The organism is Rhizobium sp. P40RR-XXII (assembly GCF_012641405.1).
Lineage (GTDB): Bacteria > Pseudomonadota > Alphaproteobacteria > Rhizobiales > Rhizobiaceae > Rhizobium.
The window spans coordinates 1-13,077 of sequence record NZ_JABAII010000006.1; the positions used below are offsets into that span (position 1 = coordinate 1).

Here is a 13,077-nt window from a genome sequence, read left to right on the forward strand (position 1 = left end):
GATCGAGGTGAAGCGAGCTGGTCTCGGCGGTCTCGATGCCCCCTTGCCGCAGGCGCTGGAAATGGGCTTCCGTTCCCTCGCGCTCCGCCTTGCGAAAAATGACCTTCTCCTCTGCCAGCAGGCGGGCGGCACTCTCGTTCTGTGTCATGAACAGGGCGGCCGTCGTCCGCAGGTTCGATTGCAATCGGTCGAAAAGCCTTGCCAGTTCGAGCTGCCCCTCCTTGGAGAAGCTCAAACCCCGGCGAAGGCGCTTGGCCAGGTGCGGCAGCAGGTTCTGGTCGAGCACGTCGCCGGCATGCTCCATGTTCATCGAAAACAGCAGGATTTCGTTCAGACGCCGCCTGTCGGCTTCGCCGAGTTCATCGGGATCGATCGAAGTCAGATAGGTCTTAACCGCCGTGTTGAGGCTGTCGAGGATGTTGTCCAGCGACCGCAACCGCGTCAATGCGCGGCGATCGTTGTCCGACAGCGCCGATTTCGCGCCGGCGAGCATTTCCGACAAGACGTCGACGAGCCTCAGCGCCTCCCGCGCCGCGGCCCCGAGAGCAACGACAGGCGTCTCCTTGGCGGCCGGATCGAGATATCTCGGACGTGTTGGATCGGCCTCGTCGATTCTCTGCGGCAGCAGTTTCGTCAAAAGATCGGCATAGGGCCGCAGCAACGGCATGAAGACCACCGCCAGAACGATATTAAAGGCACTGTGAAAATTGGCGACGGCACGGCCACTGTCGCTGTCGACCATCGCCGACAGGCGCGTGGCGGGCTCCAGCAGGCCGATCACCGCGATCACCCCGACGATACGCGTCAGCATGTTGCCGATCGGCAGCCGTTTGACGGATAGATCGGTGCCCGACTGCCCTTCGATCAGCGGGTTGATCGCGGTGCCTAAATTGGCGCCGAGAACGAGGGCAAAGGCCTGATCGAGATCGACAAGACCCTTGCTTGCCAGGGACATGATGAGCAGCACCACGGCGACGCTGGAATGGGCGGCCCATGTGAGGATCGCCGCAAGAAGCATGCTGAGCACCGGCGTCGCGGCGATCGCGTCCAGCACATAGGCGAGCGCTTTCGACCCTTCATATTGCGTCATCAGATCGAGCAGCTGATGCAGCGCCAGAAGCATGAAGCCAAGACCGATCATGACGCGCCCGAGATCGTGAATGCGCGAGTTCCCAATCCGCCGGAACATCAGGACACCAATGAGGATGAGCGCCGGCGAAGCGGCCGCGACATCGAAGGACAGCACCTGCACGATCAGGGTCGTCCCCACATTGGCGCCCAGCATGACGGCAAGCGCCGGCACGAGATCCACCAGTCCGCCGGCTGCGAAGCCCGATGCCATCAGGCCGGTTGCCGTGCTGCTCTGCAGGATCGCCGTGACGCCGATGCCGGCAAAAAACGCCTTCGTGCGGTTGCTCAAGGCGCGGCCGAGAAAAGAGCGAAGATCCGGGCCAAAGGCCCGCTGTATGCCGGTCTGGACCATGCGCGTGCCCCACAGCAACAGGGCGATGTGGCCGGCCAAAGCAACCAGGCCGAAGATAAGCGCCATAGCGGTCCTCCGTATGTCTGTGATGCCCGGATAAACGCCGAACATCAGCATCTCGATCAACTAACCTTTTATTAGCCGACTATGTTCTTTGCCTTCTCGCCTTTCGCAAGACCAGATTGTCATAAAACTAATGGGAGAACAATTTTCTCTTTTAAAATCATAGTGATGAGATGACATGATTCCTGTCATTATTCATTACAGATACCCATTTCGCCTGCAAAGGCCGGTCTGAAAGCGACGGTTTTCTGTCCGCAACCATTTTGCCTGATGGGCGTTGCTTCGCCTTTTCCGCTTTGATCCGTCCGACGTCTGGCCAATATAGCATAAAAGCATCCATTTGCCGCGCGGCGGGCTTCCCGCCCGCAGGCTGGAAAGACAACGGGCTGGAAGATAAGCAGACGAGGACTTCAAGATGACGCATTTTATCTGCACCACATGCGGCACGCAGTTCAGCGAAAGCGACGAACCGCCGCCGACCTGCCCGATCTGTGAAGATGACCGTCAGTTCGTGCCCCAATCAGGGCAGGAATGGACCGACATGGCAACGCTCGGCCAAACCCATAGCCTGGTCTGGAACGAAGAAGCGGAAGGCGTTCACAGCCTGCAGCTCTCGCCCTCTTTCGGCATTGGCCAGCGCGCATTTCTGATCGAAGGGCCTGATGGCAATATCCTCTGGGATTGCCTCAGCCTCGTGGACGAGGCCAGCAAAGCCCGGATTGCCGCCATGGGCGGCTTAAGCGCGATCGCGATCTCCCATCCCCATTTCTATTCGTCGATGATCGGGTGGAGCGCGGCCTGCGGCAACGCGCCGGTCCATATCCACGCCGATGATGCCCAATGGGTGCAGAGGTCCGGCTCGGCCCTGCGCCCATGGACCGGCGAAACGCTGCGGATCGGTCAGGCGACCATGATCGGCTGCGGCGGTCATTTTGACGGCAGTTCCGTGCTCCATTGCCCCTGGCTCGAGGGCGGCCGAGGCGCCCTTTTCGTCGGCGACACCATGCAGGTCACGATGGACCGCCGTTTCGTCAGCTTTATGCGCAGCTATCCGAACCTCATTCCCCTCGACGCCAAGGCGGTCACGGCAATTTCGCAAGCCGTACAGCCGTACCGGTTTGAGACGATCTACGGCGCGTTTCCCGGTCGAACGGTGGAGAGCGACGGCAACCGCGTGGTGGAGCGCTCGGCGGAGAGATATCTCAAGGCGATCGCAAGCTAGAGCCATAATGCACCCTGGACGTCGTACACGCCGGATCATCCCAAAGGACCGATCCTGTGCTGATGCGCACCGAATCCCAGGCTATCGCCGCAAATGAGACGCTTCTGGGGTCGCCGACGGTGAAGATCATGTCGCGATCTTGGAGCGTTGCGTCAATGCGAGATCGGGGCTGTCCGAAGTTAGGCTGCCGATACCCCGCTCCAGCCAATGGCGGATGTTCGCCTCGTCGTTGATCGTCCAGACGCAGAGCCGTTGCAAAGGCAGCCTGCCGCGGATCAGATCCCATTCGGCTTCCATAAGCTCGTGGTGGATTGCGATGATCTTCACCAAGTTATCCACTCGGTCGATGAAGGCGGCAAGCCCACCATCCTTTTCGGCCCAGACGGCGTTAACGGAAACGAGACGCGAAATTTTTGGAGCATGACGGCGGCAATCCTCCAAAACCGAATGGTCGAAGGAGGTCAGATAGGAGCGCTCCTCGATGCCGAAACGTGCTAGTTCGCCCGCCACCCGTGCCGCAATGTCCGGATAAGGGGCTCCATTCCCGTCGACCTTGATTTCGACATGGAGGTCGATGGCTTCGTTCGGCGCAAGCACTTGCAGCACCTCAGCAAGAGTCGGAATGGCCTCGTCCGTGCCCTTTAGCCGTGTCGCCTTGCGGCCGTCGATCGACAGGTTCTCTACGGAACCTACGCTTTCGGTGGTGCGTTCAAGGGTCGCGTCATGAATGACGACGAGCTCGCCGGCGCGCGTCAGATGGACATCGAATTCGACGGCGTCCAAGCCCAGCGCTGCAGCATTGCGAAAGCCGGCGAGCGAATTTTCGGGCCAGAGGTTGCGGGCGCCGCGATGGCCGGTAATCAGGGTCATGGAGCATGTTTCCTATCGGATCGTGGGATCGAGCTTATCGCGCAGCCAATCGCCGACGAGCGAAATGGAGAGCGTTGTCAGCATAATGACGATCGCGGGCGCCAGCATAATCCAGGGCGCGCGCGTCAGATATTCGCGACCGAAGCCGACCATGTTGCCGAGACTGCTTTCCGGCGGCTGCACGCCGAGGCCGAGAAACGACAGGCCGCTTTCCATCAGGATGATTTCGGGGAAAGTCAGCGTCATGGAAACGATCAGCGTCGAGGCGACGTTGGGAAGGATGTGACGCAGGTAAACGCGCACCGGTGTCGCGCCGAGTTGCACCACCGCGGCGGCATAACCCTGAGCTCCTGCGGTAATGGCAAGCCCTCGCGCGATGCGCGCATAGCGCTCCCAACCATAGAAACCCATAAGACATACGAGCAGCAGCATCGAGGAGCCGAAGAAGGCGAGCACGGCCAGCGACATGATGAGGAAGGGCAGCGCAGCCTGGAAATCCGCGAGCATCAGGACCAGATGCTCGACGAAACCGCGGAATTGCGCCGCCAGAAAGCCAAGCAGCGTGCCGAAGATCGCAGACAGCAGCGTCGCGCCGAAGGCGATGACGAGCGACACCCTGATCGACTGAACGAGGCGCGAAAGCACATCGCGGCCGAGTTCGTCGGTGCCGAGTAGATGCTTGACCCCGCCCGGCGCGGACAGCCGGCTGGTCAGATCCATGGCGGTAATGTTGAAGGGGCGGATATGGTCGGCGAAAATTGCGGTCGCGACCATGGCCGCAAGCCACAGCAGGCAGAGAGTGACCGAAAAAGGCACGTTGCGACGCAGGAAGGAAACGAGGCCGCCCTGCTTTCGGGAGACCGGCGTTTCGATAAGATCGGCGGTAGCCATCATGTTCTCCTCAGTGTCGTGCCGCGTGCGAACGAAGGCGCGGGTCGAGCGAGCCGTAAAGCAGGTCGACGACGAGATTCGACACGACCATGGCGGCGGCGATGATGAGCAGGATGCACTGAACGACGGCAAGATCGCGGTTGCTGACAGAAACCACCAGCAGGCGCCCGATACCCGGCCAGGAAAAGATCGATTCCACCACGACGGCGCCGGCAAGCAGCGAGCCAACCATGAAGCCGACGATGGTGACGATCGGCACCGCCGCGTTGGGCAGGGCATGTTTCCAGACCACATCGCGCCATGTCAGCCCCTTGGCGGAAGCCGTGCGGATATAGGGCTGCCCCATGACCTCGATCATGGCGCTGCGCGAGAAGCGCGCGAGGATGCCAATCCCACCGATGCTCATGGTCAGTGTCGGCAGGATGCCGTGCATCCAGGTGTCCTGCCCGCCCGAGGGCAGCCAGCCGAGAATGACGGAGAAGATCAGCACGAGCACCAGCCCCATGACGAAGGACGGAATGGTAAAGCCGAGCACGGCGGCAAGGATGACGCCGCGGTCTGTGAAGCTCTGGCGATGCAGGGCAGCGTAGACGCCCGCCGGAATGCCGAGAATGAGTTTGAAAACAAGGGCCGGGATCGTCAGTTGCAGGGTCGCGGGCACACGTTCCAGCACCAGATGCAGCGCCGAAGCCTTGTCGCGCATCGATACGCCGAAATCGCCGGTGAAGATCGATTTGATATAGGCGATGTATTGAACCCATAGGGGCTGGTCGAGGCCCCAGGACTTGCGGAAGGCATCGACCGCTTCCTGCGGCACATCAGGCCCGAGCATCACCAGGGCTGGATCGCCCGACATGCGCAGCACGACGAAAGCGAAGGTGATGACGGCCAGGATCGTCAGTGCGGCACGGAAGAGGCGGACGAAAACAAAGCGAATCATGATGGCCCCTATGCCGCGACCGGCGTGGTTTCACCCGCCACGACATGACAGGCGGCGGTGCGTCCACCGCCAATCTCGCGCAGTTCCGGCGCGATGGAGCGGCATATGTCGCGAGCCAGCGGGCAACGGGGATGGAAGGCGCAGCCGGATGGACGGCTTGCCGGGTTCGGCGGCTCGCCTTGCAGGATGACGCGGTCCTTGAGCGGCTTGCCGGGAACGGGAATGCTCGAAACCAGCGCCCTGGTGTATGGGTGCTGCGGCGAACGGAAGATGACGTCGGAAGAGGCCTCCTCCATGATGCGCCCGAGATACATGACGGCGACACGGTCCGCGACGTTGCGCACCACCTTCAGGTCGTGGCTGATGAAGATCATGGCGATGCCGTTCTGTTCCTGCAGGTCCCGCATCATGTTGATGACCTGTGCCTGGATCGACACGTCGAGCGCCGAAACCGGTTCGTCGCAGACCAGAAGCCTTGGTCGCGAGGCAAGCGCCCGGGCAATCACCGCGCGCTGGCGTTGACCGCCGGAAAGCTCGTGCGGATAGCGTTCCGCCTGATCGGCACGCAGCCCGACGGCGGTTATCAGCTCCGCCACGCGCATGGCATGATGTTCTTTCGGAAGCAGTTTATGGATCTCGAGCGGCTCGGCGATCTGGGCGGCGATCGTCAGGCGGCGATCGAGGGCTGCGAGCGGATCCTGGAAGACGAGCTGCATTTTCGCGCGCAGTGCCCGCCACCGCGCACTACCGTGTTCAGGCATCGACCGGCCTTCGAAATGAACCGTACCCTCCTGGGCATCATCGATCCCAAGCAGCATGCGCCCGAGCGTCGACTTACCCGAACCGGATTCGCCGACGATACCCAGCGTCTCGCCCGGCGCGACTGCCAGCGACACGCCGTCGACGGCGCGCACCAGACTTGTACGGCCGAAGAGGCCACTACGCATGCTGTAGATGCGCACAAGGCCGCGAGCTTCGATGAGCGGGGTCATTGCAACAGGCCCTCGTGAATATGGGATCGGATCCCGGAAGCTTCCGCGGCGGGCACGGGCCGCGAGCAGGCGAGCTTGCGTCCATCTTCGAGCGTAACAAGCGGTGGCCGCTCGTTGCGACAGTCCTCGACGGCGCCCGAACAGCGCGGCGAGAAGGAACAGCCCTTCGGTAGATGTTTCGGGTTCGGCACGGTGCCGCGAATGGGGATCAGCCGCTCGCGGCCACCGTCGATGCGGGGAATGGCGTCGAACAGGCCGCGCGTATAGGGATGGCGCGGTTCGGAAAAAAGCTGCTCGACACTGCCCTCCTCGACGATGCGTCCGGCATACATGACGCAGATGCGCTCGCATACCTGGCTGACGGCACCGAGATCATGGCTGATGAAGACGGTCGCCATGCCGGTCTCGGCGCGAAGCTCGATCAGCAGATCGAGGATCTGCGCCTGGATCGTAGCGTCGAGCGCCGTCGTCGGTTCGTCGGCAATCAGAAGGTCGGGCTGGCCGGCAAGCGCCATGGCGATCATCAGGCGCTGGCACTGGCCGCCGGAAAACTCATGCGGATAGGAATCGAAGCGGCGCCGCGCGTCGGGAATGCCGACCATGTCCATCAGCCGTATCGCCTCCGCCCTTGCAGCTTCGCCGCGCAGGCCGCGATGAGCGGTGAGCGCCTCGGCAATCTGCCGGCCGATGCGCAGCACCGGATTGAGGGAGCTCGACGGGTCCTGGAAGATCATGGCGATGCGCTTGCCGCGCACGTTCTCGAGCACGCTACGCTGCCCGCCGATCAGCTCGCGGCCTTCGAGCTTCACGGAGCCGGTAACATCAGCCTTGGCGGGCAACAGGCCAAGGGCTGCCAGCCAGGTAACCGACTTGCCGCAGCCGGATTCGCCGACAAGGCCGAGCGCCTCGCCCCTGCCGACGTCGAGATTGATGCTGTGGAGAACCTGCACGCCGTCGAAGGCAACCGTCAGGTCGCGCAGTTCCGCCAGGCTGGAGCCGATCGTGCTCATGTTTCATCCCCGTATTTCATTCGAAGCAAAAGACGGCCTGCGGCGGGATTGTAACCGCCGCAGGCCGAAGCGATGAGCCGGTCAGATCGACCAGTTGGTGGAGCGGAAGTCCATGGCGAAAGCAGGAGCCGCCTTCCACTTCAGCGATGATTTCATGCCGGTGAAGACGGCGTTCTGATGCAGGACCTGGTAGACCGGGTCCTCGCGTTCGCAGATTTCGAGCATGCGTGCGACGGCTTTCTTGCGCAGCGCACGGTCGGTGGAGGTTTCCATGACGAGGGAGAGCTTGTTCACCTCCTCGTTGCTCCAATCCTTCTTCTGCTGGACTTCGCCGTTCGGGCCGAACTGTACGACCAGGGGGGTGATCGGGTCGTTGATGCTATTGCCGGCCGACCAGTCGCGAACGCCCTTGACACCGGCCGGATCGTGGATCTGCGCCCAGTTTTCCTTCATCTGGATCTCGACGTTGATGCCGACCTGCTTCCACATCTCCACCATGATCTGGCCGTTGGCCGTCTGGTTCGTGTAGTAGTTGTTCAGCAGGCGGAATGGGATCGCATCGCCCTTGTAGTTTGCCTGCTTGAGAAGATCCTGGGCAAGCTTCGGATCGTATTCCGGAACCTTCCAGCCTTCGACGAACATGTCGCTGGAACGGAAGGAATCGAACTGCAGGCCGGCCGGGACGACGGTCTTGCCGCCCCAGAGCGCATCGACGATCGCCTGACGGTCGATGGCATGCGTCATGGCGCGACGCACCAGCGGGTTGGCAAGGACCGGGTTCTGTACGTTGAAGACCGAGATGCGATGGTTCCAGATCATCGAGTTTTGAACTTCATAGCCCGGAGCAGCCTGGACGGTGGCAATCTGATCCGGCGGCAGGTCGCAGGCGAAGTCGTATTCGCCCGAAAGCAGGCCATTGACGCGCGAGGCGACTTCGGGAACTTCGACGAAACGGATTTGCGCGAGCGGCGGATGGCCGCCCCAATATTCGTCAAAGGCGACCAGCGTTAGCGAGACGTCGGGCTTAAATTCGCCGACCATGTAGGGGCCGGTCGTAACGGGCTTGCGAGCCCAATCGGCATAGGTGGCGGCTTCATCCCAGCTGCGGCGGTTGACGATCTGGCTGCCGAAGGAATACAGGCGGCCTTCCAGCGTCACGTCGGGCGTCGCGTTATGGAAACGGACGGTATATTTATCGACGATCTCGACACCGGCGAGCGCCGGCCACAGACGACGGCCGATGCCGGGAATGGAGGCCGGCAACTCCTTGACGGTTGCGGGCTTGTGATCGTCTTCGAAAATCGTTTTGCCGCCTGCGGGCTCGGTGTTGCCGAACACGCGCTCGCGAGAGAAGGAGAAGGCGACGTCTTCGGCCGTGAGTTCATCCCCGTTGTGGAACTTCACGCCCTGGCGCAGCTTGAGCTCGAGCGTCTTGTCGTCGAGACGCTTCCACTCGGTGGCGAGACCCGGAACCGGCCCTTGATTGCCCATCCAGTCGCGCAGGATCAGGCCTTCCCAAAGGTTCGGGAAGAAGACGCGCTCGCCGACGTTGGACTGCTCGTTCCATATGTCGAGCGTGTTGTTGTTGGTGATCTTCTGGACCGCAATGGTGATGGACGGACGCTTGGCCTGGCTGAAGGCGAAGCGCGGCAGCATGAGCGTGCCGGCGGTTGCGCCGAGCAGGCCGAGCGCGCCGCGTCGATTGATCGAAAGCATCGGAAACTCCTTTTGTAATGACCCCACGAGCCCCCGGAGCCGCGCGGCCTTGCCTATTAAGATCGCCTGCATGTCGCCAAGGTGACGGCTCCATGAAGTTTCGGTTAACGCCCCCAGCGCAGATGCCGCGAGAAGCGGTTTCGTCGCGCGAGACATTCGCGCGCCGAGATCAGCTGGCGCCGCATTCCTGGACACAAAGGTGCCGGACGCTCCCGCGAAAAGGCCCATAAACAAAGAGGACTCTAGGCGCTTGAGCCAGCGCGCCGCTGGCTATCGGCTCGCTGTCGATCAATGCCGCATCGCAATCGGAGATCAGAAACTCTATCGTCATGCCGAGGGCATTACGTTACATATGTTACACCTTTGTGATGTTTGTAACTTTTAGCCGTTTGGGCAGGGAAATATGAAATTGCACGAGATGAAGGTCCGGGCGGCATGGCTCTACCACGTGGAAGGCCTGACCCAGGCGCAGATCGCCGAGCGCATGACCCTTACCCGCCGGCGGGTGAACGAATTGCTCGCCGCCGCCATGGAAGAAGGGATTGTCAGAGTGAGCTTCGCCTCACCGCTCACCGCTAGCATCGAGCTTGAATCGCGCTTATGCGAGCGCTTCGGCCTCGAGGGTACGGTCGTGGTTCCGACGCCGGCCGATCCGCGCCTTCTCCATCGGGCGATCGGCCGTGGCGCCGCAGCCTATCTGGATCGGCTGATCCAGGCACGCAGGCCGCGCTCGATCGGCGTTGGCTGGGGCGCGACACTGCGCGAAACGGTGAGCCACATGACACCCGCAAGCGAAGCGCAGATCGAGGTGCGCTCGATGATGGGCGGGCTGGCGCACGGCTCGGAAATCAACACGTTTGAAATCGTGCGCGGCTTCGCCCAGGTGCTGAAGGCGGAATGCCATTATTTCCTCGCTCCGATCTATGCAGAATGCCCACAATCGCGCGCGGCGATCATCTCGCAATCCGTTTTCGAAGGAATTTTCCGCAAGACCTGCGAGGTCGATATTTCCTTCCTGAGCGTCGGCGATATGACCCGGCAATCGCTGCAGGTGCGCTATGGCCTGCCGGCCGACACGGATGTCGAAAGCCTTGCCGTAGTCGGCGCGGTTGGAGACCTGCTCGGCCACTATCTCGGCGCGGACGGCAATCCCGTCGACCATCCGCTGAACGGAAAAGTGCTTGCCCCGGATCTCGTCGATTATCGCCGCATACCCTGTCGCATCCTCGCTTCCGGCGGTGCGCACAAGCAAGCAATCCTGCGCGCGGCCATCCGGGCCGGACTGGCAACGTCACTCGTTACCGATGAGGAAAGCGCCAAGCTGTTGTTATCAGCCTGACGACATCGGGCAGCAAAAGTTCTTGAAAATACTTTAGACTTCTGGTGCCATTTGCCTGTCCTTGACCAGCCGCGCCGGTAAACTGACGGTGACTGACAATCCGCCGAGATTGGAGCGGGCAAGCGTCAGCCTGCCGTCATAGGCCTCGACGAGATCCTTGGCGATCGCAAGACCGAAACCGGTTCCGGCGATGCTTTCGTCCAGTCGCCGGCCACGGCGGATAAAGGCGATCTCCGCATCTTCCGGCAGGCCCGGACCATCATCCTCGATGAGCAACTTCACTCCTTCGAGTTCGGGCAGCAGCGACAGGCAAACCTTAACCCTTCCCGTCGCCCACTTCCTGGCATTGTCGATCAGGTTGCCGGTAATGTCGGCGAAATCCGCTTCGTCCATCGCCAGCCACATCTCCGTGGGTGCCGCGAGCTCGAATTCGATCTCCCGCTCCGCCGACAGGCGCCGCATGACCGAGATAATCTTCTGCAGGTCCGCGCTGGCATCCATGACGCCGACCGTATGGGCGGCCGCCAGGCTCGCGCGGGTCTGCGCCAGCGTCCGCTTGATCTGTGCGTCCATGCGGCTGACCTCCGCCTGGATTGCCGCCGCGCGCTCTGACATGCCCTCTTCCGAAAGCATCCGCGCCGTCGCTTCGAGCGCCGCCAGCGGCGTCTTGAGGCCATGCGCGAGATCGCCGGCACGGGCGCGCGCCTGGGTCAATTGCGTCTCGCGGGAGGCCAGCAGCCCGTTGAGATCGTCCACGAGAGGCTGGACCTCGCGCGGAAACTGTCCGGTGATCTTTCGTGCGGATCGCTCTTGCACCGCCATCAATGCCGTACGGAGATCGTTCAGCGGCTGCAATCCATAGCGCAGAAATACCACGACAGCCCCGATCAGGGCGATCGACAGCACGCCAAGAGAGGGTGCCATGGCATAGAAGAAGCGCCAGCGCGCCGGCGCAAGCTCGCTATTATCGAGCGCCATGACGATATCGACGATCTGGTCGCCCGTGGCCGAGGGGATCGAAATAGACCGTTCGACGGCGAGAAGTCGGCTGCCGTTCGGCCCTTTCATATCCGTCGCCCGGCCGGCATCGCGAGGGCGGGCACGAAGCCAGGGCAGGTTCTGTTCCCAGAGCGATTGGGAGCGCAGCTCGACAGTGCCGTTGCGCCCGACCTGCCAATAGAAGCCGCCATTCGGGATGCCGAAGCGGGGATCCGTCGGCGTATCGTCGAGGAAGAGCTGATTGGAGGAATTTATGTCGACCGCCGCTAGCAGAACGCGCAGTTCCTCGTCTATCTCGGAAAGCGCGAGTGCCCTCACCGCCAGCCCGGAGATGGCGTTGATGCCGACCCCGGCAAGAAAGGTTGCAACGATGATAGCCACTACAGAACCCAGCAGCAACCGTCCCCGCAGCGAGAACGGTGTCATGACGGCGGCGCCTCGCGCGGAATGATATAGCCCTGGCCGCGGCGGGTCTCGATAATAGTCCCATTGAATTTGCGCCGCAGGCGCGCGACGACGACCTCAAGCGCGTTCGACAGAAGCTCCGTTTCCTCGTCATAGATACTCTCGGCGATTTGCGATCGCGACAGGACGGTACCGGCATTGTGCATCAAATAGGCCAGAAGCCGATATTCGAGAGCCGTGACCTGCACCGGCTGCCCGCGAAACGAAACCGTGCGCTGGCGCGTGTCGAGCTCCAGCACGCCATTGGAGAGGATAGGAGAGGATTGCCCGGCCGCGCGGCGCATCAGGGCGCGTACACGGGCCAAAAGTTCCTCCATGCGGAAGGGTTTGGTCAAATAATCGTCGGCGCCGGCATCCATGCCATCGACCTTGTCGCGCCATCCGTCACGGGCCGTCAATATGATGACAGGCATGCCGCGCCGCTCAGCACGCCAGCGTCGCAAGACCGTCAGGCCATCGAGCTTCGGCAACCCAAGATCGAGGATCACGAGATCGAAATGCTCGATATCACCGCGATACCATGCCTCTTCGCCGTTGCTTACGGTCGAGACGATATAGTGCTGGTCTTCCAGGCAGCGGCGCATATCCGCTACGATGCTGGGCTCGTCCTCGGCTATCAGAATGCGCATCGTCGTCAGCGTCTCTCGATCACGGCGAGCGTTGTGCCATCGAGCACGATATCACCACGCTTGCCGTCGGGTTTCAGCACGCGCACGGCATAGGCCTGATGGCCGGCGCGGCGAACCCGCTTGATTCGCAGCACCCGTCCAGGCATTTCGCGCGCCACGACGGCATAGATGTCGCGCAGCGGCCGCAGCGTACCGGCGTCCTCCACCAGCACGCTGTTATGCGAGCGGGCCGATGCCTCCATGCCTATGGAACTTAGCGAAGCTGCCACCAGGAGAACGGACAGTCGGCGGGGCCAGCCGGCTCTTCGCTCGAATATGCGCAACGATATCAATCCTTCTTCACACATGCAGGTCGCATCCCGCTTCGGTCAAATATAGCTTTCTCAACATTACAGTTCCCTGACAATCCCCGTAAGAGAGCTGCAAATTGGAAGGTGTATAAGCGTTGACAGATGGCA

General features: G+C 61.8%; 12 protein-coding genes. 2 read left to right on the plus strand and 10 right to left on the minus strand.

Annotation, left to right across the window (positions count from 1 at the left end; all coding sequences use genetic code 11):
* On the minus strand, positions 1-1,549 hold a 1,549-nt coding region (locus HGP16_RS13045), incomplete at its 3' end, for a Na/Pi cotransporter family protein (protein WP_168840449.1).
* Between the two features lie 412 nt (positions 1,550-1,961).
* On the opposite strand from HGP16_RS13045, the gene HGP16_RS13050 reads away from it, so the two are divergent.
* Positions 1,962-2,768 carry an MBL fold metallo-hydrolase gene (locus HGP16_RS13050; RefSeq protein ID WP_168840450.1) on the plus strand — a complete coding sequence of 269 codons (807 nt, stop codon included), beginning with the start codon at positions 1,962-1,964 and terminating at the stop codon, positions 2,766-2,768.
* Between the two features lie 126 nt (positions 2,769-2,894).
* Here the strand turns inward: HGP16_RS13050 and HGP16_RS13055 are convergent, their stop codons facing one another.
* From HGP16_RS13055 to HGP16_RS13080, 6 genes are all read right to left on the minus strand, one after another.
* Entirely contained in the window at positions 2,895-3,638 is a 744-nt protein-coding gene (locus HGP16_RS13055) for a glycerophosphodiester phosphodiesterase family protein (RefSeq protein ID WP_168840451.1), read from the minus strand.
* A gap of 12 nt (positions 3,639-3,650) precedes the next feature.
* Positions 3,651-4,529 carry an ABC transporter permease gene (locus tag HGP16_RS13060; protein ID WP_168840452.1) on the minus strand — a complete coding sequence of 293 codons (879 nt, stop codon included), beginning with the start codon at positions 4,527-4,529 and terminating at the stop codon, positions 3,651-3,653.
* Between the two features lie 10 nt (positions 4,530-4,539).
* The gene (locus HGP16_RS13065; RefSeq protein WP_168840453.1) at positions 4,540-5,469 is read right to left on the minus strand and encodes an ABC transporter permease; all 930 of its coding nucleotides are present in this window, start codon (positions 5,467-5,469) and stop codon (positions 4,540-4,542) included.
* Between the two features lie 8 nt (positions 5,470-5,477).
* A complete protein-coding gene (locus HGP16_RS13070) occupies positions 5,478-6,461 on the minus strand; it encodes an ABC transporter ATP-binding protein (RefSeq protein ID WP_168840454.1) in 984 nt (327 codons plus the stop codon).
* Entirely contained in the window at positions 6,458-7,471 is a 1,014-nt protein-coding gene (locus HGP16_RS13075) for an ABC transporter ATP-binding protein (RefSeq protein WP_168840455.1), read from the minus strand. Before HGP16_RS13075 ends, HGP16_RS13070 begins: the two co-directional genes overlap by 4 nt.
* A gap of 81 nt (positions 7,472-7,552) precedes the next feature.
* A complete protein-coding gene (locus tag HGP16_RS13080) occupies positions 7,553-9,187 on the minus strand; it encodes an ABC transporter substrate-binding protein (RefSeq protein WP_168840456.1) in 1,635 nt (544 codons plus the stop codon).
* A 403-nt stretch (positions 9,188-9,590) separates the two neighbouring features.
* On the opposite strand from HGP16_RS13080, the gene HGP16_RS13085 reads away from it, so the two are divergent.
* Complete coding sequence (locus tag HGP16_RS13085) at positions 9,591-10,526, plus strand: sugar-binding transcriptional regulator (protein WP_168840457.1); 936 nt, start codon at positions 9,591-9,593, stop codon at positions 10,524-10,526.
* Positions 10,527-10,559: 33 nt separating this feature from the next.
* Here the strand turns inward: HGP16_RS13085 and HGP16_RS13090 are convergent, their stop codons facing one another.
* The 3 genes from HGP16_RS13090 to HGP16_RS13100 are packed head-to-tail and all read right to left on the minus strand — an operon-like array spanning position 10,560 to position 12,942.
* Positions 10,560-11,951, minus strand: a complete 1,392-nt coding sequence (locus HGP16_RS13090) for a sensor histidine kinase (protein ID WP_168840458.1) — start codon at positions 11,949-11,951, stop codon at positions 10,560-10,562.
* Positions 11,948-12,619, minus strand: a complete 672-nt coding sequence (locus tag HGP16_RS13095) for a response regulator transcription factor (RefSeq protein ID WP_168840459.1) — start codon at positions 12,617-12,619, stop codon at positions 11,948-11,950. Before HGP16_RS13095 ends, HGP16_RS13090 begins: the two co-directional genes overlap by 4 nt.
* Before the next feature lie 5 nt (positions 12,620-12,624).
* Positions 12,625-12,942 carry a PepSY domain-containing protein gene (locus HGP16_RS13100; RefSeq protein ID WP_246705524.1) on the minus strand — a complete coding sequence of 106 codons (318 nt, stop codon included), beginning with the start codon at positions 12,940-12,942 and terminating at the stop codon, positions 12,625-12,627.
* Positions 12,943-13,077 lie beyond the last annotated feature (135 nt).